The organism is Pseudomonas sp. Irchel 3H3, from assembly GCF_900187635.1.
Lineage (GTDB): Bacteria > Pseudomonadota > Gammaproteobacteria > Pseudomonadales > Pseudomonadaceae > Aquipseudomonas.
Genome location: NZ_FYEC01000004.1, coordinates 31807 through 58798 on the forward strand (window position 1 = coordinate 31807; position 26992 = coordinate 58798).

General features: G+C 62.2%; 22 protein-coding genes. 15 read left to right on the forward strand and 7 right to left on the reverse strand.

The window, feature by feature from the left end; all coding sequences use genetic code 11:
• The first annotated feature begins 127 nt into the window (after positions 1–127).
• From rpsM to bfr, 7 genes are all read left to right on the forward strand, one after another.
• Positions 128–484: a 30S ribosomal protein S13 gene (gene rpsM / locus CKW24_RS06335; protein WP_003186020.1), complete on the forward strand. Its 357-nt coding sequence runs from the start codon at positions 128–130 to the stop codon at positions 482–484.
• Positions 485–514: 30 nt separating this feature from the next.
• Positions 515–904, forward strand: a complete 390-nt coding sequence (rpsK, locus tag CKW24_RS06340) for a 30S ribosomal protein S11 (protein ID WP_002555466.1) — start codon at positions 515–517, stop codon at positions 902–904.
• A gap of 18 nt (positions 905–922) precedes the next feature.
• Positions 923–1543 carry a 30S ribosomal protein S4 gene (gene rpsD, locus CKW24_RS06345; RefSeq protein ID WP_003210056.1) on the forward strand — a complete coding sequence of 207 codons (621 nt, stop codon included), beginning with the start codon at positions 923–925 and terminating at the stop codon, positions 1541–1543.
• A 22-nt stretch (positions 1544–1565) separates the two neighbouring features.
• Entirely contained in the window at positions 1566–2567 is a 1002-nt protein-coding gene (gene rpoA, locus CKW24_RS06350; protein ID WP_007924176.1) for a DNA-directed RNA polymerase subunit alpha, read from the forward strand.
• Positions 2568–2609: 42 nt separating this feature from the next.
• Positions 2610–2996: a 50S ribosomal protein L17 gene (gene rplQ, locus CKW24_RS06355; protein ID WP_017135967.1), complete on the forward strand. Its 387-nt coding sequence runs from the start codon at positions 2610–2612 to the stop codon at positions 2994–2996.
• A gap of 229 nt (positions 2997–3225) precedes the next feature.
• Complete coding sequence (locus CKW24_RS06360; RefSeq protein WP_095166170.1) at positions 3226–4680, forward strand: catalase; 1455 nt, start codon at positions 3226–3228, stop codon at positions 4678–4680.
• A gap of 149 nt (positions 4681–4829) precedes the next feature.
• On the forward strand, positions 4830–5294 hold the full coding sequence (bfr, locus tag CKW24_RS06365) for a bacterioferritin (RefSeq protein ID WP_095166171.1): 465 nt from the start codon (positions 4830–4832) through the stop codon (positions 5292–5294).
• Positions 5295–5434: 140 nt separating this feature from the next.
• Here the strand turns inward: bfr and uvrA are convergent, their stop codons facing one another.
• Entirely contained in the window at positions 5435–8269 is a 2835-nt protein-coding gene (gene uvrA, locus CKW24_RS06370; protein WP_095166173.1) for an excinuclease ABC subunit UvrA, read from the reverse strand.
• Positions 8270–8457: 188 nt separating this feature from the next.
• On the opposite strand from uvrA, the gene CKW24_RS06375 reads away from it, so the two are divergent.
• Entirely contained in the window at positions 8458–9855 is a 1398-nt protein-coding gene (locus CKW24_RS06375) for an MFS transporter (protein ID WP_095166174.1), read from the forward strand.
• Between the two features lie 9 nt (positions 9856–9864).
• A complete protein-coding gene (locus CKW24_RS06380) occupies positions 9865–10395 on the forward strand; it encodes a single-stranded DNA-binding protein (protein WP_095166176.1) in 531 nt (176 codons plus the stop codon).
• Positions 10396–10485: 90 nt separating this feature from the next.
• Here the strand turns inward: CKW24_RS06380 and CKW24_RS06385 are convergent, their stop codons facing one another.
• Both CKW24_RS06385 and CKW24_RS06390 read right to left on the reverse strand, forming a co-directional pair.
• On the reverse strand, positions 10486–11310 hold the full coding sequence (locus tag CKW24_RS06385; RefSeq protein ID WP_095166178.1) for an alpha/beta fold hydrolase: 825 nt from the start codon (positions 11308–11310) through the stop codon (positions 10486–10488).
• Between the two features lie 36 nt (positions 11311–11346).
• Positions 11347–11901 (reverse strand): cysteine hydrolase family protein, encoded by a 555-nt coding sequence (locus CKW24_RS06390; protein WP_095166182.1) that lies wholly within the window; start codon positions 11899–11901, stop codon positions 11347–11349.
• A gap of 96 nt (positions 11902–11997) precedes the next feature.
• Here CKW24_RS06390 and CKW24_RS06395 point away from each other — a divergent pair, with 96 nt between their 5' ends.
• The 3 genes from CKW24_RS06395 to CKW24_RS06405 all read left to right on the forward strand — a co-directional run bounded on the left by CKW24_RS06395 (position 11998) and on the right by CKW24_RS06405 (position 15036).
• Positions 11998–12993, forward strand: a complete 996-nt coding sequence (locus CKW24_RS06395) for a GlxA family transcriptional regulator (protein ID WP_095166185.1) — start codon at positions 11998–12000, stop codon at positions 12991–12993.
• A gap of 185 nt (positions 12994–13178) precedes the next feature.
• A complete protein-coding gene (locus tag CKW24_RS06400; RefSeq protein ID WP_095166187.1) occupies positions 13179–14288 on the forward strand; it encodes a DUF3182 family protein in 1110 nt (369 codons plus the stop codon).
• A complete protein-coding gene (locus CKW24_RS06405) occupies positions 14278–15036 on the forward strand; it encodes a S9 family peptidase (protein ID WP_095166189.1) in 759 nt (252 codons plus the stop codon). Before CKW24_RS06400 ends, CKW24_RS06405 begins: the two co-directional genes overlap by 11 nt.
• A 140-nt stretch (positions 15037–15176) precedes the next feature.
• Here CKW24_RS06405 and CKW24_RS06410 read toward each other — a convergent pair whose 3' ends face one another.
• The 3 genes from CKW24_RS06410 to CKW24_RS06420 are packed head-to-tail and all read right to left on the reverse strand — an operon-like array spanning position 15177 to position 18263.
• Entirely contained in the window at positions 15177–16163 is a 987-nt protein-coding gene (locus CKW24_RS06410) for a lysylphosphatidylglycerol synthase domain-containing protein (protein WP_095166191.1), read from the reverse strand.
• On the reverse strand, positions 16150–17457 hold the full coding sequence (clsB, locus tag CKW24_RS06415) for a cardiolipin synthase ClsB (protein WP_095166193.1): 1308 nt from the start codon (positions 17455–17457) through the stop codon (positions 16150–16152). The genes CKW24_RS06410 and clsB overlap by 14 nt, the downstream gene beginning before the upstream one ends.
• Positions 17454–18263 carry an endonuclease/exonuclease/phosphatase family protein gene (locus CKW24_RS06420; protein WP_095166195.1) on the reverse strand — a complete coding sequence of 270 codons (810 nt, stop codon included), beginning with the start codon at positions 18261–18263 and terminating at the stop codon, positions 17454–17456. The genes clsB and CKW24_RS06420 overlap by 4 nt, the downstream gene beginning before the upstream one ends.
• Before the next feature lie 203 nt (positions 18264–18466).
• Between CKW24_RS06420 and CKW24_RS06425 the strand changes: the two genes are divergently transcribed.
• Complete coding sequence (locus CKW24_RS06425; protein ID WP_095166197.1) at positions 18467–20611, forward strand: mechanosensitive ion channel family protein; 2145 nt, start codon at positions 18467–18469, stop codon at positions 20609–20611.
• Here the strand turns inward: CKW24_RS06425 and CKW24_RS06430 are convergent.
• The gene (locus CKW24_RS06430) at positions 20608–24954 is read right to left on the reverse strand and encodes a DEAD/DEAH box helicase (RefSeq protein WP_095166199.1); all 4347 of its coding nucleotides are present in this window, start codon (positions 24952–24954) and stop codon (positions 20608–20610) included. The two genes, CKW24_RS06425 and CKW24_RS06430, sit on opposite strands and share 4 nt — an antisense overlap.
• Before the next feature lie 221 nt (positions 24955–25175).
• Here CKW24_RS06430 and CKW24_RS06435 point away from each other — a divergent pair, with 221 nt between their 5' ends.
• Positions 25176–26060 carry a sugar nucleotide-binding protein gene (locus CKW24_RS06435; protein WP_095166201.1) on the forward strand — a complete coding sequence of 295 codons (885 nt, stop codon included), beginning with the start codon at positions 25176–25178 and terminating at the stop codon, positions 26058–26060.
• Positions 26053–26982, forward strand: coding sequence for an NAD-dependent epimerase/dehydratase family protein (locus CKW24_RS06440; protein ID WP_095166203.1), 930 nt, complete (start codon positions 26053–26055; stop codon positions 26980–26982). The genes CKW24_RS06435 and CKW24_RS06440 overlap by 8 nt, the downstream gene beginning before the upstream one ends.
• Positions 26983–26992 lie beyond the last annotated feature (10 nt).

Genomic DNA, 26992 nt, shown 5'->3' on the forward strand with positions numbered 1-26992 from the left:
TGATTGTGCTTCAAGCCCGGCAGCTAGTGCGCTGCCGGGTTGATTATTTGTTATTACAGCGATATTATCTCGCGCCCTATTTCTTGGCTTCCGGGGCGTAGGTAGCTGTCAATTGGAGTCCCACTGAATGGCCCGTATTGCAGGCGTCAACATTCCAGATAACAAGCATACTGTTATCTCGCTGACCTACATCTATGGTGTTGGTCGCACTACTGCGCAGAAGATCTGTGCAGTGACTGGGGTAAACCCAGCAGCAAAGATCAAAGATCTGAGCGACGAGCAAATTGAACAGCTGCGTGGCGAAGTGGCGAAGTTCACCACTGAAGGTGATCTGCGTCGCGAAATCAACATGAAAATCAAGCGCTTGATGGACCTCGGTTGCTATCGCGGTCTGCGTCATCGTCGTGGTCTGCCAGTACGCGGTCAGCGTACCAAGACCAACGCGCGTACCCGTAAAGGTCCGCGTAAGCCGATCCGCAAGTAATCGCCCCAGCGAATCGACAGGAAAATTATCATGGCAAAACCTGCTGCTCGTCCTCGTAAAAAAGTTAAAAAGACAGTGGTTGATGGCATCGCCCACATCCATGCATCTTTTAACAACACAATCGTGACCATCACCGACCGTCAAGGTAACGCGCTTTCTTGGGCTACCTCCGGTGGTTCGGGTTTCCGCGGTTCCCGCAAGTCCACCCCGTTCGCTGCTCAAGTAGCTGCTGAACGTGCTGGTCAAGCTGCGCTGGAATATGGCCTGAAAAACCTCGACGTTAACGTCAAGGGTCCAGGTCCAGGTCGTGAGTCCGCTGTCCGTGCTTTGAACGGCTGTGGCTATAAGATCGCCAGCATCACCGACGTGACGCCAATCCCGCACAACGGGTGCCGTCCGCCGAAGAAGCGCCGCGTGTAATCCAGGAGATTGTAAAGAATGGCTCGTTACATTGGTCCAAAATGCAAACTCGCTCGTCGCGAAGGCACCGATCTCTTCCTGAAGAGCGGCGTGCGCGCGATCGAATCGAAGTGCAACATTGAAGCAGCACCTGGTATCCACGGCCAACGCCGCGGTCGCCAGTCCGACTACGGCACCCAACTGCGTGAAAAGCAGAAGGTCCGTCGTATCTACGGCGTTCTCGAGCGTCAGTTCAGCGGCTACTACAAAGAAGCTGCTGGCAAGAAAGGTGCAACCGGTGAAAACCTGCTGCAACTGCTCGAATGCCGTCTGGACAACGTTGTATACCGTATGGGCTTTGGTTCGACTCGTGCCGAATCCCGTCAGCTGGTATCGCACAAATCCGTAAGCGTTAACGGTCAGACCGTAAACGTGCCGTCGTACCAGGTTCGTGCTGGTGACGTGGTCGCGATTCGCGAGAAAGCAAAGAACCAACTTCGCATTGTCCAAGCTCTCGATCTGTGTGCCCAACGTGGCCGCGTAGAATGGGTAGAAGTAGACACTGAGAAGAAGTCGGGCGTTTTCAAGAACGTTCCAGCTCGCAGTGATCTGTCCGCCGACATCAACGAAAGCCTGATTGTCGAGCTCTACTCCAAGTAAGGGCTAGAAAATAGGTGCATCCATGCAGATTTCGGTAAATGAGTTCCTGACACCCCGCCATATTGATGTGCAGGTTGTCAGTCCAACCCGCGCCAAGATCACTCTCGAGCCTCTCGAGCGTGGTTTTGGCCACACCCTGGGCAACGCGCTGCGCCGCATCCTGTTGTCCTCAATGCCCGGCTGTGCAGTAGTCGAGGCCGAGATTGACGGTGTGCTCCACGAGTACAGCGCCATCGAAGGTGTACAGGAAGACGTAATTGAAATCCTGTTGAACCTTAAAGGTCTGGCTATCAAGCTGCACGGCCGTGACGAAGTTACGCTGACCTTGTCGAAGAAGGGTTCGGGGGTGGTTACCGCTGCCGATATTCAGCTGGATCATGATGTCGAGATCGTTAATCCCGATCACGTAATCGCTAACCTGGCGTCTAACGGCGCCCTGAACATGAAGCTAGTAGTAGCTCGTGGTCGTGGTTATGAACCGGCCGACTCGCGTCAGAGCGATGAAGACGAAAGCCGCAGCATTGGTCGCTTGCAGCTTGACTCTTCGTTCAGCCCGGTTCGCCGTATCGCATACGTGGTGGAAAACGCCCGTGTCGAGCAGCGTACTAACCTGGACAAGCTGGTTATTGATCTGGAAACCAACGGTACTCTGGACCCTGAAGAGGCTATCCGTCGCGCTGCAACCATCCTGCAACAGCAGTTGGCTGCGTTCGTGGACCTCAAAGGCGACAGCGAGCCAGTGGTAATCGAGCAAGAAGACGAGATCGATCCGATCCTGCTTCGCCCGGTTGACGATCTGGAACTGACTGTACGTTCGGCTAACTGCCTTAAGGCGGAAAACATCTACTACATCGGTGACCTGATTCAGCGTACCGAAGTAGAGCTGTTGAAGACTCCGAACCTGGGCAAGAAATCCTTGACTGAAATCAAGGACGTTCTGGCCTCCCGCGGTCTGTCCCTCGGCATGCGCCTCGACAACTGGCCGCCTGCAAGTCTTAAGAAGGACGACAAGGCGACTGCCTGATCGTCGTAATCACCGAACGTTGTGTTTGGTAAGGAATGAACCATGCGTCATCGTAAAAGTGGTCGTCACCTGAGCCGCACCAGCTCGCACCGCAAGGCCATGTTTCAAAACATGGCGGTGTCGCTGTTCGAGCACGAGCTGATCAAAACTACACTGCCAAAAGCCAAAGAACTGCGTCGCGTTGCTGAGCCGCTGATCACTTTGGCCAAGACAGACAGCCTGGCTAACCGCCGTTTGGTTTTCGACCGTACTCGTTCGAAAGCTATCGTTGGTAAGCTCTTCAACGACCTGGGCAAGCGTTACGCTACCCGTGAGGGTGGCTACCTGCGCATCCTCAAGTGCGGCTTCCGCACTGGCGACAACGCGCCTATGGCGTACGTCGAGTTGGTTGATCGTGCTACTGCCGGCGAAGCTGTAAGCGCCGAGTAAGACGACAAGCTGTAACGAAGAACCGGGCCTAGTGCCCGGTTTTTTGTGCGCGCTGGAAAAGTACCGTCGCGACGGACGGCGTTATCTCCGTCTATCCAGGGCTGCTTTCAATTAGTTAATTTCTATTGATGCTGATCAATTAATGAATTTGATGGTGTCATGTTCCTGGTCAATACTCCTTCTCAGCCGATTAGCCGGCAGTTTCCAAGACTGAAGAGGAAGATTGTGCATGAGCCAGAATAAAACGCTGACTACCGCCAGTGGCGCTCCCGTCGCAGATAACCAGAATTCCCGTTCCGCCGGTCCACGCGGCCCGCTGCTGCTCGACGATTTTCACCTGATCGAGAAGCTCGCCCACTTCAACCGCGAAAATATCCCTGAGCGCCGCGTGCATGCCAAGGGCTCGGGTGCTTACGGTACCTTCACCGTCACTCGCGATATCACCCAGTACACCAGCGCCAAGCTGTTTTCCGAGGTTGGCAAACAAACCCCTACGTTCCTGCGGTTCTCCACTGTCGGTGGTGAGCGCGGCTCGGCGGACACCGAACGCGATCCTCGTGGATTCGCTTTGAAGTTCTACACCGAAGAAGGCAACTGGGACATCGTCGGCAATAACACGCCGGTGTTCTTCATTCGTGATCCGCTGAAGTTTCCGGATTTCATCCACACCCAAAAACGTCTGCCGCAAAGCAATCTGAAAAGCGCGCAGATGATGTGGGATTTCTGGTCGCACTCCCCTGAGGCGCTGCACCAGGTCACTATCCTGTTCTCCGACCGTGGGATTCCTGATGGCTACCGTCACATGCACGGCTTTGGTAGCCATACCTACAGCCTGATCAGCGCCAGCGGCGAGCGGCATTGGGTGAAATGGCACTACAAGACCCTGCAGGGCATCAAGAACCTGGCGCCGGCCGAAGCTGCGCGTCTGGCCGGGACTGACCCGGACTACGCCCAACGCGACCTGTTCGGCGCCATCGAGCGCGGTGACTTCCCGAAATGGCGCGTGTGCATCCAGATCATGAGCGAAGCCCAGGCAGCGGCGCATTACGAGAACCCGTTCGACGTGACCAAGACCTGGTCGCAGAAAGAGTTTCCGTTGATTGAAGTCGGCGAGTTGGAACTCAACCGTAACCCGCTGAACTACTTCGCCGAAGTCGAGCAGGCTGCGTTTGGCCCGAGCAACATGGTTCCGGGTGTCGGCCTGTCGCCGGACCGCATGCTGCAGGGCCGGGTGTTCGCCTACGCCGATGCGCACCGCTACCGTGTGGGCACCAATCACCAGCAACTGCCGGTGAACGCACCACGCAGCCCGGTTAACAGCTATCAGCGCGATGGTTCCATGGCATTTGGCAGCAATGGCGGCGCGGCGCCCAACTACGAGCCGAACAGCTACGTGGAGTCGCCAAAGCAGGCCCCGCACTTCGCTGAGCCGCCACTGGCGTTGAGTGGAGCGGCTGATCGTTACGATCATCGCGAAGATACCGACTACTACAGCCATGCTGGTGCGCTGTTTCGCTTGATGAGCGCTGAACAGAAAGTCCTGTTGGTCAGCAACATTGCTGGCGCCATGGCCGGGGTTTCCGGTGATGTGGTCGACCGTCAACTGCAGCACTTCTTCAAGGCCGATCCGGCGTACGGAGAAGCAATTGCAACGGCGTTGGGTGTACAGCTTAACGAAGTCTAAACGAGAAGCAGAACCGCCCTCAATTGGGCGGTTTTTGCGTTATTTAAACCACTTTTCTCAGAATATCTTCGCTTTTATCTCGCGAATCGAGTGACCAAACGGGCGCCTTGGTTCAAACTACAGACTTTCAAGCAGGGAGATGTAGGGCGATGCAAGGTCACCCGGACGTAATCGATTACCTCAACACGTTGCTCACGGGCGAACTGGCAGCGCGTGATCAATATTTCATCCATTCGCGGATGTATGAGGACTGGGGCTTTACCGAGCTCTACGAGCGCATCAATCACGAGATGGAAGAAGAAGCCGGGCACGCCGATGCGCTGATGCGCCGGATCCTGATGCTGGAAGGTACGCCGCGCATGCGCCCGGACGACCTCGACGTCGGGACTACCGTGCCGGACATGCTCGCCGCCGACCTGCGCCTGGAGTACAAGGTGCGTGCCGCGCTGTGCAAAGGCATTGAGCTGTGTGAGCAACACAAGGACTACATCAGTCGCGACATGCTGCGTATCCAGTTGGCCGATACCGAAGAAGATCACACCTACTGGCTGGAGAAACAGCTGGGCCTGATCAAGTTGATCGGTCTGGAAAACTACCTGCAATCGCAGTTCTGATTCTGCTTTGTAGGCGCACGGCTTACCGGCGATGGCGTCCTCGAAATCGCCATCGCGAGCACGCTTCGCTCCTACAGACGCAAGACACAAAAAAGCCCCTGTCACCGATAACGTGACAGGGGCTTTTTCATGGGCCGGTGTCAGGCCCGGTCGCGTTCCAGCAGTGGCTTGAGGTAGAAGCCAGTGTGCGACTGCTTCATCTCGGCGACTTCCTCAGGCGTACCCACGGCGATGATCTGACCGCCCTTGGAGCCGCCTTCCGGCCCCAGGTCCACCAGCCAATCGGCGGTCTTGATCACGTCCAGATTGTGCTCGATTACCACTACGGTGTTGCCGTGGTCGCGCAGGCGGTGCAACACGTCGAGCAATTGCTGGATGTCCGCGAAGTGCAGGCCGGTGGTCGGCTCATCGAGGATATACAGGGTCTTGCCGGTATCACGCTTGGACAACTCGCGGGACAACTTGACCCGCTGTGCTTCACCGCCCGACAGGGTGGTCGCCGATTGCCCGAGCTTGATGTACGACAGGCCGACATCCATCAGCGTCTGCAGCTTGCGCGCCAGGGCCGGTACCGCGTCGAAGAACACCCGGGCTTCCTCGATGGTCATTTCCAAGGTTTCGTGGATGCTCTTGCCCTTGTACTTGATCTCCAGGGTCTCGCGGTTGTAGCGCTTGCTCTTGCACACGTCGCACGGGACATAGATGTCCGGCAGGAAGTGCATCTCGACCTTGATCAGGCCGTCGCCCTGGCAGGCTTCACAGCGTCCACCCTTGACGTTGAACGAGAAACGACCCGGGCCATAGCCCCGTGAGCGCGACTCCGGGACGCCTGCGAACAGCTCACGAATCGGCGTGAACAGCCCGGTGTAGGTCGCCGGGTTGGAGCGCGGCGTACGACCGATCGGGCTCTGGTCGATGTCGACCACCTTGTCCAACAGCTCAAGGCCCTTGATGCTGTCGTGGGCTGCGGCTTCCAGGGTCGTCGCACCATTGAGCGCGGTGGCGCTCAGGGGGAACAGGGTGTTGTTGATCAGTGTCGACTTGCCTGAACCGGACACGCCGGTCACACAGGTCAGCAGGCCCAGGGGGATTTCCAGGTCGACATTGCGCAAGTTGTTGCCGCGGGCACCTTTGAGGTGCAGTGCAAGCTTCTTGTTGCGCGGCGTGCGTTTGGCGGGAACGGCGATCTTCACCCGGCCCGACAGGTATTTGCCGGTCAGCGAATCCGGGTGGGCCATGACTTCGGCCGGTGTGCCTTCGGCGACGATATGCCCGCCATGTACGCCAGCGCCGGGGCCGATGTCTACAACGTAGTCGGCGAGGCGAATGGCGTCCTCGTCGTGCTCGACCACGATCACCGTGTTGCCGATGTCGCGCAAATGCTTGAGGGTGCCCAGCAGTCGGTCGTTGTCCCGCTGGTGCAGGCCAATGGACGGCTCGTCGAGGATGTACAGTACGCCCACCAGGCCGGCGCCGATCTGGCTGGCCAGGCGAATGCGCTGCGCCTCACCGCCGGACAGGGTGTCGGCACTGCGGTCCAGGGACAGGTAGTCGAGGCCGACGTTGACCAGGAACTGCAGGCGTTCGCGGATTTCCTTGAGGATCTTGTCGGCGATTTCGCCGCGCCGCCCCGTCAGTTTCAGGGTGCCGAAGTAGTCGCACGCATCGCCGATCGGCAGGTTGGTCACCGCCGGCAGGGTTTTCTCGCCGACCCACACGTGCCGGGCTTCACGGCGCAGGCGGGTGCCGCGGCAATCCGGGCAGGGCTGGGTGCTGAGGAACTTGGCCAGCTCTTCGCGCACCGAAGCAGACTCGGTTTCGCGGTAGCGGCGATCGAGGTTCGGCACGATGCCTTCGAACGGGTGCGAACGCTTGACGATGTCGCCCCGGTCGTTGAGGTATTTGAAATCGACGTTCTGGCTGCCGCTACCGTGCAGGATGACTTTCTGCTGGTCGGCTGGCAGCTGGTTGAACGGCACTTCCAGGCTAAACCCATAATGGGCGGCCAGCGAGCCGAGCATCTGGAAGTAATAGACGTTGCGCCGGTCCCAGCCGCGAATCGCGCCCTCGGCCAGGGTCAGTTCGCCGTTGACCAGGCGCTTGATGTCGAAGAACTGTTTGACTCCCAGGCCGTCGCAGGTCGGGCAAGCGCCCGCCGGGTTGTTGAAGGAGAACAGCTTGGGTTCCAGTTCACTGATGGCGTGGCCGCAGATCGGGCAGGCAAAACGTGCGGAGAAAATCATCTCCTCACCCGGCTCATCGTCCATCGGTGCGACCAGCGCGATGCCGTCGGCCAGCTTCAGGGCGGTCTCGAACGACTCGGCCAGGCGCTGCTGCAGGTCCTCGCGAACCTTGAAGCGGTCGACCACCACATCGATCGAGTGCTTTTTCTGTTTATCCAGCTTCGGCAGCTCATCCAGCTCGCACAGCTTGCCGTTGACCCGGGCACGGACGAAACCCTGGGCCCGCAGTTCTTCGAAGACCGACAGGTGTTCGCCCTTGCGCTCACGGATCACCGGGGCCAGCAGCATCAGCTTGCTGCCCTCAGGCTGGGCCAGCACCAGGTCGACCATCTGGCTGACGGTCTGGGCTTCCAGGGGGATGTCGTGATCCGGGCAACGCGGAATACCCACGCGAGCGTAAAGCAGGCGCAGGTAGTCGTAGATTTCGGTAATGGTGCCAACCGTCGAGCGCGGGTTGTGGGAGGTCGACTTCTGCTCGATGGAGATGGCCGGTGACAGGCCTTCAATCGTGTCGACGTCGGGCTTTTCCATCATCGACAGGAACTGCCGGGCATAGGCCGACAGCGACTCGACATAACGCCGCTGACCCTCGGCATACAAGGTGTCAAAGGCCAGGGACGACTTGCCGGACCCGGACAAGCCGGTGATGACGATCAGTTTGTCCCGTGGCAGGGTCAGGTCGATATTCTTCAGGTTGTGGGTTCGAGCCCCACGAATCAGGATCTTGTCCAAGGTGGCCTCGCTCGGCGGGCGTAAACGTAGGAGTATAAGGCCAAATACTGGATGGATGCACACTATCAAATGTGCACGATGGTGCCTTACATGAAGACTCTGTCATCCGTGCGCGGCAAAGCGTCGCCCTATACCCCGTCAACCGATGGGACTGATAGAATCGCCGCCGGTTCACATGAGGTAATTCCATGCACGATCCCCACAGCGAACGCATGAGTGGTAGCGAGACCCGCGCAGCGAGCGGTCTGGCCCTGGTGTTCGCGTTCCGTATGCTTGGCATGTTCATGGTGTTGCCGGTATTGGCGACCTACGGCATGGACCTGGCAGGCGCGACCCCGGCCCTGATCGGCCTGGCGATTGGCGCCTACGGCCTGACCCAGGCGGTGTTCCAGATTCCCTTCGGGATCATTTCCGACCGTATCGGGCGGCGCCCGGTGATTTACCTGGGTTTGATCGTCTTTGCCCTGGGCAGCGTGCTGGCGGCCAACGCCGACTCGATCTGGGGCGTGATCGCCGGCCGGATCCTGCAGGGTGCCGGGGCGATTTCCGCAGCGGTCATGGCCTTGTTGTCCGACCTGACCCGCGAACAGCACCGCACCAAGGCCATGGCCATGATCGGCATGACCATCGGCCTGTCGTTCGCCGTGGCCATGGTGGTCGGGCCGCTGCTGACCCGCGCCTTCGGCCTGTCCGGGCTGTTCCTGGCGACCGGCGGCATGGCATTGCTGGGGATCGTCATCGTGATGTTCATGGTGCCGCGCTCCACGGGCCCCTTGCAGCACCGTGAGTCCGGGGTCGCCCGCCAGGCCTTGTTGCCGACCCTCAAGCACCCGGACCTGCTGCGCCTGGACCTGGGGATTTTTGTGTTGCACGCGATGTTGATGTCGAGTTTCGTCGCCTTGCCGCTGGCGCTGGTGGAAAAAGCCGGGCTGCCCAAGGAACAGCATTGGTGGGTGTACCTGACCGCGCTACTGATTTCGTTCTTCGCCATGATTCCGTTCATCATCTACGGCGAGAAGAAACGCAAAATGAAACGAGTTTTACTCGGTGCCGTCGCGACGCTGATGCTCACTGAGCTATTCTTCTGGCAGTTCGGCGACAGCTTGCGGGCCCTGGTGATTGGTACGGTGGTGTTCTTCACCGCGTTCAATCTGCTGGAAGCCTCCTTGCCGTCGTTGATCAGCAAGGTTTCACCGGCAGGCGGCAAGGGCACGGCCATGGGGGTCTACTCCACCAGCCAGTTCCTCGGCTCGGCACTGGGCGGCATCATGGGTGGCTGGATGTACCAGCATGGCGGTCTGTCGGTTGTGTTCCTCGGATGCGCAGGTCTGGCTGCCCTCTGGTTGGCCTTTGCTGTTACCATGCGCGAACCTCCCTATGTGACGAGCCTGCGCTTGCCGTTATCGCCCGAAGCGATCCGCGAAGCCGGTCTGGTTGAGCGCCTGCTGGCCGTCGTTGGGGTAACCGATGCCATCGTGGTGGCTGATGAAGCCGCCATTTACATCAAATTGGACACCGAACTATTGGATCGCACCACCCTCGAGCGCCTGGTCAACAACCCGGCGCCGACAGCGTGCGAAGCCTAGGAGAACGTTATGGCCCGTGGGGTTAACAAAGTCATATTGGTCGGCACTTGCGGCCAGGATCCCGAAGTTCGCTACTTGCCTAACGGTAACGCCGTGACCAACCTGAGTCTGGCGACCAGCGAACAATGGACCGACAAGCAAACTGGCCAGAAAGTCGAAAAGACCGAATGGCACCGTGTATCGATGTTCGGCAAGGTTGCAGAGATCGCCGGCGAATACCTGCGTAAAGGTTCGCAGGTCTACATCGAAGGCAAGCTGCAGACCCGCGAGTGGGAAAAAGACGGCATCAAGCGTTACACCACCGAAATCGTGGTCGACATGCAAGGCACCATGCAACTGCTGGGCGGCCGTCCACAGGGCGACCAGCAAGGCCAGGGCGGCGGCGGTAACAACTACCAGCAAGCCGCTCCACGCCAGCAGGCACCGCGTCCGGCTCCGTCGCAACAGCCACAGCGTGAGTCGCGTCCAGCGCCACAGCAACAGGCCGCACCGCAGCCGGCTGCAGACTTCGACAGCTTTGATGACGATATTCCGTTTTAACGCAGCAACAAGCTTCAAGCCACAAGCTGCAAGCTGAAAGAACCCGCGTTTCGGTCCACGAAACGCGGGTTTTTTGCTTTCGCTTGCCGCTTAACGCTGGGCAAATCGCAACATATCCGCATTCACCTGCGCTTTATGCGTATCCGTCAGCCCGTGTGGAGCCCCTGGGTAGACGATCAGTTCGGCGTGTTCGATCAAGCGTTTGCTCTCAAGCCCCGCGGCCTGGATCGGCACGATCTGGTCGTCGTCGCCATGGATGATCAGGGTGGGGATGTCGAATTTCTTCAGGTCCTGGCGAAAGTCGGTTTCCGAGAAGGCCTTGATGCTGTCGAGGGTGTTTTTATGGCCGCCCATCATGCCTTGCATCCAGAATGCGTCGATCAGCCCCTGGGACGGTGTGGCGCCGGGGCGGTTGAAGCCGAAGAATGGGCCGCCGGCAACGTCCTTGTAGAGTTGCGAGCGGTCGGCGATTGAGCCGGCACGGATGCCGTCGAAGACTTCGATTGGCAGGCCCTTGGGGTTGGTCTCGGTTTTCAGCATCAGCGGCGGCACCGCTGAAATCAGCCCGGCCTTGGCCAGTCGTTGAGTGCCGTGCCGGCCGATATAGCGGGCGACTTCACCGCCGCCGGTGGAGAAGCCGAAGAGAATCACGTTGTTCAGGTCCAGCTGTTCGATCAGTTCGGCGAGGTCGTCGGCGTAGTGATCCATGTCATTGCCGTCCCACGGCTGGCTGGAGCGTCCGTGCCCACGTCGATCGTGGGCGATGGCGCGAAAGCCATTGTCGGCAAAGTGCAGCATCTGTGATTCCCAGCTGTCACTGGAGAGCGGCCAGCCATGGCTGAAAACTACCGGTTGCCCACTGCCCCAGTCCTTGTAGTACAGGGTGTTGCCTTCGCGAGTCGTGAGAGTAGCCATGTCGATCGTCTCCAATGAATGCTCAGGGAATGAGGCTTAGGGCTGTGCCGCCAGGAACTCTGCGGTGGACACCACGCTGGCATAGGCAAAACCCAGGGCCGACATGAAGGCGGCGTGCACTTGGGCGGCGGGTACCACCTGGCCGTTGAATTCCAGGTCGCGGGACGCGCAGGCGTCGTGGATCACCGTGACGTTGTAGCCAAGGTCCGCCGCAGCGCGCGTGATGCCGTCGATGCACATGTGGCTCATGCTGCCGACCACCACCAGGCTCTCGATGCCTTGCTGGTCGAGGATTGACTGTAGTTCGGTTTCGCGGAACGAGTTGACGAAGTGCTTGAGCACCACCGGCTCGTCGCTGCGATTCAGCACCTTGGGGTGCAACTTGGCGCCATCGGAGCCGGGGGTGAAGAATGGGGCTTCGCTGGAGGTGAACTCGTGGCGGATGTGCACCACCGGGTGGCCGGCTTCGCGGAACGCCTGGAGCAGTTTTACCGCGTTGTCGGCAGCGGCATCGGCGCCGACCAACGGCCATTTACCCTGGGGGAAGTAGTCATTCTGGATATCGACTACGATGAGTGCTTGCTTGGCCATGGGTGTTTCCTCTGGAGTGGGTGTGGGCGCCAGTATTGCCGCGCACGGACGCTACGAGGATTGGCCGCACCGACAATAGAAGGGGGAAAACTGACAATGGGTGTAGAACGCGCAGTCGCCGAGTTGGGCGTGCTGATCTATCCCGGTGCGCAGATGGCGGCAGTACACGGCTTGACCGATCTGTTTGGCGTCGCCAATCGCATTGCCGCCGAGCACCAGAGCGCGCAGTTGCCGTGGTTGCGGGTCAGCCACTGGCAGGCAGAGCCCGGACACGCTCCGCAGCGTGTCTACGACAGTCATCCTGGCCCCGATGCGGGCTTGGTGGCGCTGCTGATTCCGCCGTCGATCGGCGGTTTTTGCGAAGGGCAGGCGTCAGCGCCGCTGATCGGTTGGTTGCGCCAGCAGCACGCGAGCGGGGCAACCTTGGGTGGGGTCTGCGTGGGGTCGATTCTGCTGGCTGAAAGCGGTCTGCTCGATGGCCGTAGCGCTACCACTCACTGGACCTCGGCCAAGCAGTTCGCCGAGCGTTATCCCCAGGTCAAGCTCAACGCCGACACCCCCATCGTCGATGACGGCGATTTGATCACCACCGCCGGCCTGATGGCCTGGTCCGAACTGGGCCTGCGCCTGGTAGACCGTTTGCTCGGGCCGAGCATTGCCACCGGCACGGCGCGGTTCCTGGTGGTCGAACACAGTGACAGCGCGAGCCAGTGCGGCAGCAACTTCGCGCCGATCCTCAGCCATGGCGACGCGGCGATCCTCAAGGTCCAGCACTGGCTGCAAGCCAACGGCGCGGTGGAAGTCTCGTTGAGCGTGATGGCCCAGCAGGCGGGCCTGGAGGAACGCACTTTCCTGCGCCGCTTCCGCACGTCTACCGGCTTGAAACCCACTGAGTACTGCCAGCACCTGCGGGTGGGCAAGGCTCGGGAAATGCTCGAGTTCACCAACGGCACCATCGACCATATCGCCTGGACCGTCGGCTACACGGACCCCAGCGCGTTTCGCGCGACCTTCAGGAAAATCACCGGGCTGGCGCCCAGCGATTACCGCAGCAAATTCGGGGTGTCGCCAACGGCGGTACTGGCGCGGTAACAGCGTGGATCGATCGTGCAAAATGCCGGAGCGTTGGCGCTGGTCGTGCAGAATAAGACAAGCCAGTTGCCAGCCGTGCCCCCCACAGCACGCGAATCGACCGCGCATCCGCCAATAACCAGGGTTGGCCTGATCCCTGCACCGCCCTGAGCTACATTCATCAAGCGCAGATGGCAGGGGGACGCATGACCCCGACTAATCGCAACAAACTGGTGGTGGCCCATTCCGTGCGGCCCCAGGCGCCGCAGCACGAGGTCGAGACCAACCGGGCGCTGGCGCAGTGGCTGGCGCAGATTCTCGGCTGGCCATATGGCGGCAGTTACGACGCGGACACCCATGCCGGGCGCGACCTGTACCTGCTGCCCACCCAGACCCTGGTCGGTGGTGGGGCGGCCCGTCAGTTGGGAGTCAAAGGGCCGGACGATCTGTGGGGCGGCTACGTCGACCACTCGTTCATCTGCACCAAAGCCATCACCCATGGTCTATTGAACAGGCAGGCCAAGGCGCCCGAAGGCTGGGCCCCCTTGTTTGCGGAGCGAGTGCGCCAGGTGGTGCTGGAGGGCATCAGTGTGTTTTCCCTCGAGGACGCCCTGCCAGCGGCCGAGCAACTGCTCGAGCGTGGCCCGCTGCGGCTGAAACCGATACACGCGTGTGCCGGACGGGGCCAGGAAGTGATCAGCAACCTCGCAGCGTTCCGGCAGGTCCTCGGCCGTGCCGACGCTGCCGACTTGTTCGCCAGTGGCGTGGTGCTGGAGCAGGACCTCAAGAAGGTCATCACCCACAGCGTCGGCCAGAGTTTCATTGCTGACACCGTACTCAGTTACTGCGGCGAGCAATACCTGACCGAAGACGGTCTAGGCGAAAAAGTCTATGGCGGTTCGGACTTGCTGGTGGTCCAAGGCTATTACGCCGACCTGCTCAAGTTGCCTTTGGCCGACGACGTGCGCCTGGCCATTGAACAGGCGCAGGTGTTCGACCTCGCGGCGGACGAGGCTTACCCGGGGTTCTATGCCTCGCGGCGCAACTACGACATCGCCCAGGGCCTCGATGCCCAGGGGCAGCGCTGCAGCGGCGTGCTTGAGCAGTCGTGGCGCATGGGCGGGGCCAGCAGTGCGGAAGTGGCGGCGTTGCAGAGTTTCGTCAAGCAACCGGGTTTGCCGGCGATTCGCGTGTCGTCGGTGGAAACCTACCATGACCAGCCCTTGCCGGCCGGGGCCATCGAGGTGTACCGCGGCCCGGCAGAAAACAGTGATTTTCTCCTCAAGTATGTGACGGTCAAACCCTATGACGGCTAGAAGCGAAACCATTGAAATCGAGATCGACGACGAACACATGAGCGCGACCTTCCTGAGTCCCAAATCCAAGGTCCCCGGTGTGTTGTTCGTACACGGCTGGGGCGGCAGCCAGGAGCGCGACCTGGAGCGGGCCAAGGGCATTGCCGGCCTGGGCTGCGTGTGCCTGACCTTCGACTTGCGTGGACACACCGGCGGTACGGGCATCCCACTGAGCCGAGTGACCCGCGAAGATAACCTCAAGGACCTCCTGGCCGCCTATGACCGCCTGCTGGCCCACCCGGCCATCGATACTTCAGCGGTAGCGGTAGTGGGCACCAGTTACGGTGGCTACTTGGCGGCGATCCTCACCACCTTGCGCCCGGTGCGCTGGCTGGCATTGCGGGTGCCGGCGCTGTACCGCGACGAGCTATGGCACACCCCCAAGCGCGACCTCGACAAGCAGGATCTGCTCGATTACCGCAGCACCCTGGTGCATGCCGACAGCAATCGGGCCCTGTATGCCTGCGCGCAATTCACCGGCGATGTGTTGCTGGTGGAGTCGCAAACCGATGATTACATACCCCATGCCACCATCATGAGTTACCGCGCGGCGTGCCAGCAGACCCACTCCCTGACCCACCGCATCATCGATGGCGCCGATCACGCCCTCAGCGAGCCCGTGGCGCAACAGGCCTACACCTCGATCCTGGTGGGCTGGATTACCGAGATGGTGGTGGGTGAGCGGTTGAGCATCATCCAGTCCAGCTGACAGGCGTTTTTGGGGTGGGAGCGAGCCTGCTCGCGATGCCCGCAAGGACACCGCGGGGAATCAGGCTTGGCACTTCATCGTTGGCGACCATCGCGAGCAGGCCGCAAGCGGGCGCTCGCTCCTACAGTGTAAGTGGGCGTTCAGGAGGGTTTTTTCTCGATCCGCAGCGCCTTGGCCTTGGCTTCCACCACCAGGTACATGGCCACGGTGATCAACAGCGGCAACAGGAAGTAGATCGCCCGATAGGCCAGCAATCCGGCGACCAGGCTGCCGCGAGAGGCCTGGTGTTGCAGCAGGGCGACAAACACCGCCTCCAGTACCCCAAGCCCGGCCGGAATGTGAGTGATTACCCCGGCGATGGCACTGATCAACAGCACCCCAAGCACCAGCGGATAGTCGAGTTTGCTCGGCAGCAAAGTAAAAATCACCGCCGCCATCAGCGACCAGTTCAATGCTCCCAGAGCCAGTTGCAGCATCGCCATGCGCAGTGACGGCAGGTTGATCTCAACCCCACGAATCGACCATTCACGACGGCTGGAAAAGCGGCACGCCGCCAGGTAGCCGGCGCTCACCAGCAGCAACAGCAGGCCCACGCCCTGCAAGGCCGCGCTGCTGAGCTTCCAGCCCGGGGGCATGTGCACCAGGCCACTGCTGAAGATCGCCCCGGCCACCAGCATATAGCCAAACCAGTTGGTGGCCAGGCTCAGGCCGAGGATCTTGGCGATGTTGCCCTTGCTGACCCCCAGCCGCGAATACAGGCGATAACGCATGGCGATACCGCCGACCCAGGCACTCAGGTTGAGGTTGAACGCGTAGCTGATCACCCCCACCGGCAGGATTTGTCGCCAGGTCAGGTTTTGCCCGATGTAGGTGCGGCCGATCAGGTCGAAGCAGGCATAGGTGAGAAAACTCAGCACGGTAATCGTCGAGGCGATGATCAGGGTCCGCACCTTGAAGTCCTGCAGGGTGTCGAACACTTCGCTCCAATCGATGCGGTGGGCGAGCAGGGTGAACAACACTATCAGCAGCAGGAAAAACAGCGCCGTCAGCGGCTTTTTCAGGCGCCGCCAACGGGACGGCGGATGCTCGGCAACTGCGGGGGCGTCTTGGCTTTCAGCGCGATTCATGGGCGTCATCCTGCACCTGAGTTGCTGGCGTGAAAGGCTGCAGGCGCGGTTTGTGCGCCGGCAGCCAACCGGCCCAGGCGGGGAAGTGCCGCAGGCAGTGGAACACCAGGAAGCCAATGGTCATGCGCCACAGCAATCCTCGGGGGCGCTGGTTGGCCGGCATGACCTTACAGTGATGGTCGCTCAGTTCGTCGAGGCGCTCGCACAGCTCGCGGTTGAATGCCCGGTCGCGAATCAGCACGTTGGCTTCCAGGTTCAACGACAGGCTCAAGGGGTCGAGGTTGCTCGAGCCGACCGTGCTCCAGTCCTCATCCACCAGGGCGACTTTGCCGTGCAGTGGGCGGTCGCAGTACTCATAGATCTTCACCCCCGATTGCTGCAGGTAGTCATAGGTCAGGCGGGCCGCCAGCTTGGCCACCAGCATGTCCGGTTGCCCCTGCAGGATCAGCCGCACCTCGACCCCTCGGCGGGCGGCGTTGCGAATTTCGCGCAGCAGGCGGTAGCCGGGGAAAAAGTAGGCGTTGGCGATGATCACCCGGCGTTGGGCGCTGCGCAGCACCTGCAAGTACACGTCTTCGATGTCCCGGGGGTGGTCGCGGTTGTCGCGGTAGACCAGGCGCACCTGGCCATCGTGATCGCTGAACGCTAGCTCGCTGCGCCGGTGCTTGCGCCGCAGCCAGCCAGAGCGCGCCCGGGCATGGCGGCCGCTTTGCAGCAGGGCGAAGTGATGGATGTCGACCACCGCCGGCCCCTCTACCTGCACCGCATAATCCTGCTTGGCCTGGGGGCCGAAGTCGGCCAGGTGATCGGCGCTGAAGTTGATGCCGCCGACAAAGGCGATGCTGCCGTCCACCACCACGATCTTGCGATGCAGGCGGCGGAACCAGTTGGTACGGATGCCCAGGCGCCGTGGGGCCGGGTCGAACATCTGCAAGTGCACGCCGGCATCACACATCGCCAGGAGGAATTCGCTGGCCAGTTCGCCGCAACCAAAACCATCGAGGCTGACGGTGACACGCACCCCGCGCTGCGCCGCCTCGATCAGGATCTGCTGCAGCTCGCTGCCGACCTTGTCCTCGAACAGAATGAAGGTCTCCAGCAGAATTTCGCTCTTGGCCTGGCGCAGAGCCTCGAACACCTTGGGAAAGTAGGCCTCGCCATTTTCCAGCAAGACCACGCAGTTGTTGCCGTGCCAGCCATAATCGAGGTCGACGAGCGCGCGTCTGGCCGTGGTCGATTCGGCGGCGGAGGCCTGGGGTTCGAGCAGGTTTTTTTCCAGCGGGGCGCTGCTCATAGCTCAATCTCCACCGACAGCGGAACGTGATCGGAAAGGTGCGACCAGGGCCGCGCCGCCAGCACCTGCGGGCGATGGGCCTTGAGGTTGCGCACGTAGATGCGGTCCAGGCGCAGGAGGGGCAGGCGGGCCGGGAAACTGCGCGCCGGCTGGCCATGGTGCTCGCGGAACACCTCGCGCAGGCCCAACGGATTGAGCAGATCGTCGGCGCGCTGGCGCCAGTCATTGAAGTCGCCGGCGACTATCACCCTGGCGTCGGCTGGCAACTCTTGCAGGCGCTTGATCAGCAGTTGCAGTTGTTCATCGCGATGGGCCTGATGCAAGCCCAGGTGCACGCACATGGCATGCACCTGCTGGCCGTCACCGGGCAGGCGTAACACGCAATGCAGCACGCCACGGCTTTCATGGCCGCTGATGGAGACGTCGAGGTTGTCGTGACGGATGATCTGGAATTTCGACAGCAGCGCGTTACCGTGGTCGCCTGCCGGATACACCGCGTTGCGCCCATAGGCGAACTGCGGCCAGAGGCTGTCGGCGAGGAATTCGTACTGGGGCATGCTGGGCCAGTTGCTGTAGCGCCGGGGATGGTGCTCATGGGCGCCGTGCACTTCCTGCAGGAACACCACGTCGGCGCCGACACTGCGCACCGCTTCACGCAGTTCGGGCAGGATGAAGCGCCGATTGAGGGCGGCGAAGCCCTTGTGGGTATTGACCGTGAGCACGGTAAAACGGCGTACCGCGGTGCGGCTTGCACTCGCTGCATCGGGTTGCTCGGCCTGCTCGCCGCTGGTGTCAAACGCCGCCATGTGTGATCCCGCCTGATGATCGTCGGGCTGCCCCCTGTTTGTTGATGACTGTGGGCCAGGGCGGAAAGTTTCGACGACGTTACGGGCGGTCAAACGCCTGGGCAGTGAAACCTTCATTGGGTTTTGCCGATCTACGCTTGTAGCGATCGCTCAAGGCTGCGATCTTCTGCACACATCACCTGGTCAAAAAGGAGCACCGCGTTTTGTCTCCAATCAAAACCGCGATCTGGCTCGCGCTACTGTTGTGTTGCGCCAGTCCTGCCTTGCAGGCGAATGCGCTACCGGCCATTGCGGCGGTTACCGGTAAAGAGCCGGCCGCAGCGTCCAAACCCGAACCGCTGGTGCAGGGCGGCCTGCTGGGCGCCATCAGTTCGAGCATCGATGACGTCCAGGAAAAGCTCGATCTTAACGAGCACCTGGTACAAGCCTGGCGCCTGCGCGCGGACCGCGCGGTGGATGAGGTGGACCAACTGGTCAATCAGCCTTCGCCGCGTTCGAGTTGGAGCGTGGTCGGCGATTTCCTCCTGCTGAGCGTGGTATGGGGCGGGGTGTTTGCGCTGCTCTGGTTACTCGGTGGCCTGCTGGCCCGACGCCTGGCACGGCATCGCCTGTTGCTCACCCGGGAGCGTGGCCAGGCGTTGCTCGGTTACCTGCTGCCCTACACGCTGCCCGCCTTGATCAGCTTGCCTCTGACCCTCTACCTCAGTCATTTCCTGCCCGCATCGGCAGGCCGCGCACTCGCCTTGAGCCTGGCCTACGCCACCAGCGCCGGGATCTTTGTCGCCTCGCTGTTGCTGTCGCTGGTGGTGCTGTTCAACGTCGGGCACAAGCGCCAGGCAGTGCGCATCCTGCTGCAGAACAGCCCGCGGCCGTTGTTCGCCATGGGTTTTCTGGTGGCCCTGAGCGACGCCTTGACCAGCTCGCAGATCGCCAATCGCCTGGGGGACAACCTGACCAGCAGTATCGCGGTGTTCACCGGTATGTCGGCGTCGATCATCTTCGGCCTGCTGGTGATTCGCCTGCGCAGGCCGGTGGGTCAGTTGATCCGCATCCTGCCGCTGGCCCAGCGCCAGAAACAACCGGCATTGCGCGAGACCCTGCGGATCTTTTCCGGGGTCTGGTACTGGCCGATCCTGTTGATGGTGCTGGTGTCGCTGATCAACCTGATCGGCATCGGCGATGACAATCAGAAGGTCCTGCGCTGTGCCTTGTTCACCACGTTGCTGCTGATTGCCACGGTGTTTATCAGCACCATGCTGCAACACCTATTCAAGTCCCGCAGCGCGCTGGCGGTGCAGCGCAGCGGTGCCTACAAGGAGCGTTTCCTGAGCCTGTCCCACGCCTTGCTGCGGATTGTCATGGCCATCGCCTTCATCGACATCCTGGGGCGGATCTGGGGCGTATCGTTGTTCGAGTTCGCGGTCAGCAACGCGATTGGCCGGGCGATCAGCGATTCGTTGAGCCGCATCGGCCTGATCTTCCTGGTGACCTGGCTGGTGTGGGTGGTACTCGACACGGCCATTCAGGAAGCCTTGAAGCCGCCGGTCAACAAGCGCAATGCGCGCCAGCCCAGTACCCGGATCAAAACCATCCTGCCGCTGCTGCGCAACGCGATGAAAATCATCCTGGTGGTGATCTGCGCAATCACCACCATGGCCAACCTTGGGATCAACGTCGCACCGTTCCTGGCCGGTGCCGGGGTGGTGGGGCTGGCGATCGGTTTTGGTTCGCAGCAACTGGTACAGGATGTGATCACCGGGCTGTTCATCATCATCGAAGACACCCTGTCGATCGGCGACTGGGTGGTGCTCGACTCGGGGCATGCCGGCACGGTGGAGGGCCTGACCATCCGGACCCTGCGCCTGCGCGACGGCAAGGGCTTCGTGCATTCGGTGCCATTCGGCCAGATCAAGGCGGTCACCAACCAGTCGCGGCAATTCGCCTTTGCGTTTTTCTCGGTGCAGTTCACCTACGACACCGATGTCGACCAGGCCATCGCGCTGATCCGCGACGCGGGCCGTTCGATCAGCGAAGACCCGTTCCTCAAGTACAACCTGCAAGGCCCGCTGGAAGTGTTCGGGGTCGACAAGATGGACCTCAACGGGGTGATCCTGACGGCGCAGTTCCGCACGGTCTCCGGCGGCCAATATGCGGTGAACCGGGCGTTCAACCTGCGCTTGAAAAAGCTTGTGGATAACAGCCCCTGGGTGCATTTCGCGCAGACTTATCCACAGCAGGTGCTGCTGCATGAGCGACACCTGGACCGACCCGAAGACAAGCATGAGGAGGCGGTCGCCGCCAAGGACAACTCAGCGCTGCTGATGCCCAATCCGAGCCACAGCGCCTAAGCGCCCGGCAGCCCAGGGTCGGCGACTGACACGAGCCGGTACTGAGTCAGCTTCTGCTGCAGCGCGCTGCGTTGTTGCAGGTCCAGTTGCAGCCAGAAATGCTGCACGCCGGCGATCTCGGCCGCCGCCGGCAAGCCGTCGCGGTACACCAGTCGATTGCTGGCCAGGGCCGGGACTTTCTGCCCCGGCAGCAAGGTGCCGACCAGGTTCAGCGGATCAACCCCACAGACGCTGACCAGGCTGCCGTCATGGGGGCGGCGGCGCACTTCGCGCAGCAGCGGGATGGCTTCGGGCAGGGCGAACTGCTCGCCGGCCAGGCCACTGACAAAACGTCCGCCGCGGATCTCCCCGCGTGCCTCCAGGCGATGAAAGGTGCGCAGCAATTCCCGCCAACTGGGCAGCCAGTCCGCTTCGCGCGCAAGCAAGCGCCAGAACACCACGCCGTAGCGGCGCAGCAAGGTCATGGCGATGTGTTCAAGGGTGCCTGCGGGTGTGCCGCGCGGGGCATCGCTGACGGGGGCGGCTGTGCGACGCAGCAGGGCCCAGCGTCCGGCATCGTCCATCCCACCGACCAGGGGCCCGCGCCCGCGTCGGCTGCTGCGGGCCTGGCGTTTGCTCGCCGGGGTGATCAGTGCGCGCAGGCCGGCAAAGCTGTCGGCATTCACCAGGCCGGCGCCGACCAACTCCTGCAAGGCGATCTCCAGTTCACTGCGCAGCAGGTGCGCCTCGTGCAGCAACTCATCAAAAAACAGCGCGCCGTGTTGGCTCAGGGCCTGATGGACTTTCTGGGTCTTGGGCGACAAATCCTCGACCTGTGCCTGTTCGGTCAAGCTGCTCCAGAGTGCCGCTTGCGCCCTGGGCAACAACACGATCGGCGTGCTGCGCAGGGCCACGCTGGCGGTCTTGTGGCGCGCGCTCAAGCGCGTCCAGACCAGCTTGCCGCTGCGGCACAGTTCATCCAGCCAGGTGGCCGAGTAGCCTTTGAGTCGCGCCGGCAACAGATCACTGTCCCAGGCCGAAGCCGCCGCCGGGTAGCCTTCGAACTGCGCGACGATCACCGGCAACATGGCGTTGCCCTGGCCTTGGGTTGTCGCGGACAGGTGCTGCCAGTCAAACAGAAATCGCATGAAGTCCTGCAGGGCCACCGGTTCGATTTCCCGGCGCAGGCGCTTGACCGTGTAGCGGTGGATCCGCGCCAGTAGATGCCGCTCGCACCACTGTTCCTGCGTCGTGCCTGGGCTGAAGCGCCCACGCAATACGTAACCGTCGCGCTCCAGTTGGGCCAGGCCTTGCTCGACCAACAGCGGCATCAGCCCCAGGGCGGCGGCAATCTCACTCAGGGGCAGTGGGCCGAAGGCGCTGAGCCGGGCGCGGAGCAGCTCCACCAGCGCCTCATCAGGTGCCCACAGCTGGTCAAAGCCTGGTAGCGGATGGAGCGGCGGTTGCAGCAGCGCCTGTGGATAAACTTCTTGCAGGCAGCTCAGGCGCTCCAGCGCCAGCCACAGGCCATGTTCGGCATCGATGGCCAGGCGGCTGGCGCGGCCTTGCTCGGCCAGCTCCCGTAGCCACGGCAACCATCGATCGTTCTGCTGCACCTCGTTGTCGGTGATGGCTCCCAGGCTCATCAGCGCTTCATGCATTTCATCGACGCTGGCGGGTTGCGGCCAGGCCTCTTCGCGCACCGACTCGATTGCCTGTGGGTCCAGAGCGCCGAGGTCATCGGTCGCCTGCGGATCGCTCCAGCGACGGCTGAGCACCGCTTGCGTGCGACGTTCCTCCAGAGGCGCATCGTCAAGAAAGGTGTAGGGCCGGGCGTTGAGTATTTCCGCCGCCAGGGGCGAAGGGGCGGGTAGGTCGCGACTGATCAACCGCAGTTCGCCCTGCTCCATGCGCCGCAACAAGGCCAGCCAGCCGTTGCAGTCCATGGCTTCGTGCAGGCAGTCGTCGAGGGTTTGCTCAACCAGTGGGTGATCGGGAATTTCCCGTTCACCGGCGAGGTTTTCCAGGCAGGCGATCTGGTCGGGAAACACGCTGGCGATCAAGTCTTCACTTTTCATCCGCTGGATCTGCGGCGCCACCTTGCGGCCACCGCTGTAGCGCGGCAGCGCCAGGGCCACGCCGGCATTCCAGCGCCAGCGCACGCCGAACAGCGGGGCGTCGAGCACTGCCTGGACGAGGATCTGCTCGGCGCTGTTGCTGTGCAGGTAACGCCAGACGTCCTGCAGTTCAAAACTGTGGCTGGTGGACAGCGACAGGACGATGGCGTCCTCGCTGGCGGCGGCCTGCAATTCGAAGTTGAAGGTGCGGCAGAAGCGCTTGCGCAAGGCCAGGCCCCAGGCGCGGTTGATGCGGCTGCCGAAGGGCGTGTGGATGATCAGTTGGGTGCCGCCGGACTCATCGAAAAAGCGCTCCATCAGCAGCGTGTCCTGGGACGGCAGGGCGCCGAGGGCCAGGCGCGCGGGGGCCAGGTAGTCCACCAGTTGTTCGGCGCAGGCCAGGTTCAGGCCAAGGGTCGCGGTCAGCCAGGCCAGGCTCGGTTGCAAGTCGCCGGGCGTGGCGCCCAGCAGTTGGTCGAGCTGGGCGTGCAGGCGCGCCACGGCGTAGGACAACTCGGCGCTGCGCCCCGGTGCTTCGCCCAGCCAGAACGGGATGGTGGGCGGCTGGCCCTGGGCGTCCTCGACCCGCACCTTGCCGGTTTCGACCCGCAGGATCCGGTAGGAGCTGTTGCCCAATTGGAAGACATCGCCGGCGATACTCTCCACCGCGAAGTCTTCGTTGACGCTGCCGATGTTCAGCCCCTGGGGCTCCAGCAACACGCTGTAGTCGGCGTTGTCGGGAATCGTCCCGCCGCTGGTCACTGCGGTCAGCCGGGCCCCGCGGCGGCCGCGCAAGGAACCGCTGACGGCGTCGCGGTGCAAGTACGCACTGCGGATGCCTTGGCGACCGTTGTAGCCTTCGGCAAGCATCTTCAGCACGGCCTGGTAATGGGCCTGGTCCAGCGCGGCGTAGGGTGAGGCGCGGCGCAGGGTGTCGAACAGCGCCTGCTCCGGCCATTCCTGGCAACTGACTTCGGCGATGATCTGCTGGGCGAGTACGTCCAGCGGCGCGACGGGGATCAGCAGGCTATCGAGCTCGCCCCGGCGCACGCAGTCGAGCAGGGCGGCGCATTCGATCAGGTCGTCGCGGGTGGTGGCGAACAGGCGCCCCTTGGGCGTGCCGCCAACCTGGTGCCCGGAGCGGCCGACCCGTTGCAGGAACCCGGCAATCGAACGCGGCGAGGCGATCTGGCAGACCAGTTCGACGTCGCCGATGTCGATCCCCAGTTCCAGCGACGCAGTGGCGATCAGCACCTGCAGCTCGCCGCGCTTGAGTCGTTGCTCGGCATCCAGGCGAAACTCCTTGGCCAGGCTGCCGTGGTGCGCGGCCACCGCGTGCTTGCCCAGGCGTTCGCTGAGGTGGCGGCTCAAGCGTTCGGCCAGGCGCCGGGTGTTGACGAAGACCAGGGTGGTGCGGTGCTCGCGGGCGAGGGTGGCGATGCGCTCATAGACCAGCTCCCAGACATCGTTGGCCATCACTGCCGACAACGGCACGGGCGGCACTTCGATGTCCAGGTCCCGGGGGCGGGCGTGGCCGATGTCGACGATGTCACAGGGGCGTCCAGTGCCCACCAGGAATCGCGACACCGCGTCGATGGGCTTTTGCGTGGCAGACAGGCCGATGCGCAGCAGCGGCTCGCGGCACAACGCCTGCAAGCGCTCCAGGCTCAGGGCCAGGTGGCTGCCGCGCTTGCTGGCGGCCATGGCGTGGATTTCATCGACGATCACCGTGCGGGTGCTGGCGAGCATTCGTCGGCCCGAGTCGGAGCCGAGCAGCACGTAGAGCGATTCCGGGGTGGTCACCAGAATGTGCGGCGCGCTTTTACGCATCGCCGTGCGCTCCTTTTGCGGGGTATCGCCGGTGCGCACCGCGGTACTGATCTGCAATTCAGGCAGTCCCTGCTGTTGCAGTTGCGCAGTGATGCCGGCCAGCGGGGTCTGCAGGTTGAGCTGGATGTCGTTGGACAGCGCCTTGAGGGGCGAGACGTAGACCACCCGGGTTTCGTCAGGCAACTCGCCGGCCAGGGCCAGGCCTTGCCGGACCAGGTCGTCGATGACCGCCAGAAACGCGGTGAGGGTCTTGCCGGAGCCGGTGGGCGCGGCAATCAGGGTCGAGCGGCGCTGGCGGATCAAGGGCCACGCGCGCGCCTGGGCGGCAGTGACCGTCGCGAAGGTGCTGCTGAACCAGGCGCTGACGGCGGGGTGAAAGCCGTCGAGGACGCTGTCGGCGGACTCGGGGAGATTCATGGGCTCAGTTATGCGACGGCCCGGCCCAAGTTGCAAGTGCGCGCGCAGTGCGGCCCAGCGCTGCCCCTGGCTGCGACTGCAAAGGCTGCGGTTGGCAGTTTATAAGTGACGGTTGCGTATTAAACCCGCAAAATGTAACGATTCCGGCAACTCTCAACGACAACGCCTGCGGGCGCTGTCGCTACACTCATCGTTTCAAACAGACTGGGCCTGCTGACTCTATGCGAATGCGCCTTATGTTACTGGGTGGCGGAAATGCCCTTGGGCAGGCGCTGATTCGCCTCGGTGCGGAGGAAGACATCGGTTTCCTCGCCCCCCGTCCACCGCAAGACGGCTGGGATGCCGCGAGCCTGACCCAACTGCTCGACGACACTCGCCCGGACGCGCTGATCAACCTCGCCTACTACTTCGACTGGTTCCAGGCCGAGCAGGTGCCCGAGGCGCGCCTGGCCGGGCAGGAACGAGCAGTCGAGCGCCTGGCGGAATTGTGCCAGCACCACAACATCGTCCTGCTCCAGCCTTCCAGCTATCGAGTGTTCGATGGCTCGCGGGCCACTGCCTACAGTGAAAAGGACGAACCGGTGCCACTGGGCCTGCGTGGCCAGGCGTTGTGGCGCATCGAGCAGAGCGTGCGCGCAACCTGCCCGCAACACGTGATGCTGCGGTTTGGCTGGTTACTCGATGACAGTGCCGATGGCGCACTGGGACGCTTCCTGGCACGTGCCGAACAGCCTGAAGAGCTGCTGATGGCCGATGACCGACGGGGCAACCCAACCCCGGTGGACGACGCCGCACGGGTGATCATTTCGGTGCTCAAGCAACTCGATTGCGCGGCGCCGCTGTGGGGCACCTATCACTACGCCGGACACGAGGCGACCACGCCGCTGGCGCTGGGCCAGGCCATTTTGACCGAGGCCCGCAGCCTGCATCCGCTGGCCATCGAAGCACCGACTGCGCAGGCCCATGCCGCGCGCCCGGATGCCGCCGAAGAGCCGCAACACGCGGTCCTGGCCTGCAAGAAAATTCTGCACACCTTCGGGATCAAGCCGCGCGCCTGGCGTGCCGCGCTCCCGGGCTTACTGGATAGGTTTTATCGTCATGGCTGAAGGCCCTGTATTAATCACCGGCGGTGCCGGTTTCATTGGCTCGCACCTCGCCGACGCCCTGCTTGCCAAGGGCTACTCGGTGCGTGTGCTCGATGACCTGTCCACCGGCAAGCGCAGCAACCTGCAACTGGACGATCCACGTATCGAGTTGATCGAAGGCGACGTCGCCGATGCTGCCCTGGTGGCCAAGGTGATGGTCGGTTGTTGTGCCGTGGCGCACCTGGCTGCCGTGGCTTCCGTGCAGGCCTCGGTGGACGATCCGGTGCGTACGCACCAGAGCAATTTCATTGGCACCCTGAACGTCTGTGAAGCCATGCGCCAGGCTGGGATCAAGCGTGTGCTGTTTGCCTCGAGTGCGGCGATCTATGGCAACAATGGCGAAGGCCAGTCGATCGACGAAGACACCGCCAAGGCGCCGCTCACGCCCTACGCTTCGGACAAGCTGGCGGGTGAGTACTACCTCGATTTCTACCGCCGCCAGCATGGCCTGGAGCCCGCGGTGTTTCGCTTCTTCAACATCTTCGGCCCGCGCCAGGATCCGTCGTCGCCGTACTCCGGGGTGATCAGCATTTTCAGCGAGCGCGCGGTCAAGGGGCTGCCGATCACCGTGTTCGGCGATGGCGAGCAGACCCGTGATTTTGTCTATGTCGAAGACTTGGTAGACCTGCTGGTGCAGGCTATCGAAGCGCCTACGCTGGAAGTCGGTGCGGTCAACGTCGGCTGGAACCAGGCCACCACCCTCAAGCAAATGCTCCAGGCGTTGCGCGAAGTGGTTGGCGACTTGCCGCCGATCACCTACGGCCCGGCCCGTTCGGGCGATATCCGCCATTCGCGGGCGAACAACCAGCGCCTGCTGCAGCGCTTCACCTTCCCCGAGCAAACGCCAATGAGCGTCGGTCTGGCCCGCCTGCTGGGTCGCTAGGGGTTTTACG

Excerpts from the sequence above, each read along its gene's own strand:
- CKW24_RS06360 (WP_095166170.1), top strand. The coding sequence starts at position 3,226 with ATGAGCCAGAATAAAACGCTGACTACCGCCAGTGGCGCTCCCGTCGCA.
- clsB (WP_095166193.1), bottom strand. The coding sequence starts at position 17,457 with ATGAGCAGCGCCCCGCTGGAAAAAAACCTGCTCGAACCCCAGGCCTCC.
- CKW24_RS06380 (WP_095166176.1), top strand. The coding sequence starts at position 9,865 with ATGGCCCGTGGGGTTAACAAAGTCATATTGGTCGGCACTTGCGGCCAG.
- CKW24_RS06395 (WP_095166185.1), top strand. The coding sequence starts at position 11,998 with ATGGGTGTAGAACGCGCAGTCGCCGAGTTGGGCGTGCTGATCTATCCC.
- bfr (WP_095166171.1), top strand. The coding sequence starts at position 4,830 with ATGCAAGGTCACCCGGACGTAATCGATTACCTCAACACGTTGCTCACG.
- CKW24_RS06430 (WP_095166199.1), bottom strand. The coding sequence starts at position 24,954 with ATGAATCTCCCCGAGTCCGCCGACAGCGTCCTCGACGGCTTTCACCCC.
- CKW24_RS06435 (WP_095166201.1), top strand. The coding sequence starts at position 25,176 with ATGCGAATGCGCCTTATGTTACTGGGTGGCGGAAATGCCCTTGGGCAG.
- CKW24_RS06420 (WP_095166195.1), bottom strand. The coding sequence starts at position 18,263 with ATGGCGGCGTTTGACACCAGCGGCGAGCAGGCCGAGCAACCCGATGCA.
- rpsM (WP_003186020.1), top strand. The coding sequence starts at position 128 with ATGGCCCGTATTGCAGGCGTCAACATTCCAGATAACAAGCATACTGTT.
- CKW24_RS06400 (WP_095166187.1), top strand. The coding sequence starts at position 13,179 with ATGACCCCGACTAATCGCAACAAACTGGTGGTGGCCCATTCCGTGCGG.
- rpoA (WP_007924176.1), top strand. The coding sequence starts at position 1,566 with ATGCAGATTTCGGTAAATGAGTTCCTGACACCCCGCCATATTGATGTG.
- CKW24_RS06405 (WP_095166189.1), top strand. The coding sequence starts at position 14,278 with ATGACGGCTAGAAGCGAAACCATTGAAATCGAGATCGACGACGAACAC.
- rplQ (WP_017135967.1), top strand. The coding sequence starts at position 2,610 with ATGCGTCATCGTAAAAGTGGTCGTCACCTGAGCCGCACCAGCTCGCAC.
- CKW24_RS06390 (WP_095166182.1), bottom strand. The coding sequence starts at position 11,901 with ATGGCCAAGCAAGCACTCATCGTAGTCGATATCCAGAATGACTACTTC.
- rpsK (WP_002555466.1), top strand. The coding sequence starts at position 515 with ATGGCAAAACCTGCTGCTCGTCCTCGTAAAAAAGTTAAAAAGACAGTG.
- rpsD (WP_003210056.1), top strand. The coding sequence starts at position 923 with ATGGCTCGTTACATTGGTCCAAAATGCAAACTCGCTCGTCGCGAAGGC.
- CKW24_RS06375 (WP_095166174.1), top strand. The coding sequence starts at position 8,458 with ATGCACGATCCCCACAGCGAACGCATGAGTGGTAGCGAGACCCGCGCA.
- CKW24_RS06410 (WP_095166191.1), bottom strand. The coding sequence starts at position 16,163 with ATGAATCGCGCTGAAAGCCAAGACGCCCCCGCAGTTGCCGAGCATCCG.
- CKW24_RS06440 (WP_095166203.1), top strand. The coding sequence starts at position 26,053 with ATGGCTGAAGGCCCTGTATTAATCACCGGCGGTGCCGGTTTCATTGGC.
- CKW24_RS06385 (WP_095166178.1), bottom strand. The coding sequence starts at position 11,310 with ATGGCTACTCTCACGACTCGCGAAGGCAACACCCTGTACTACAAGGAC.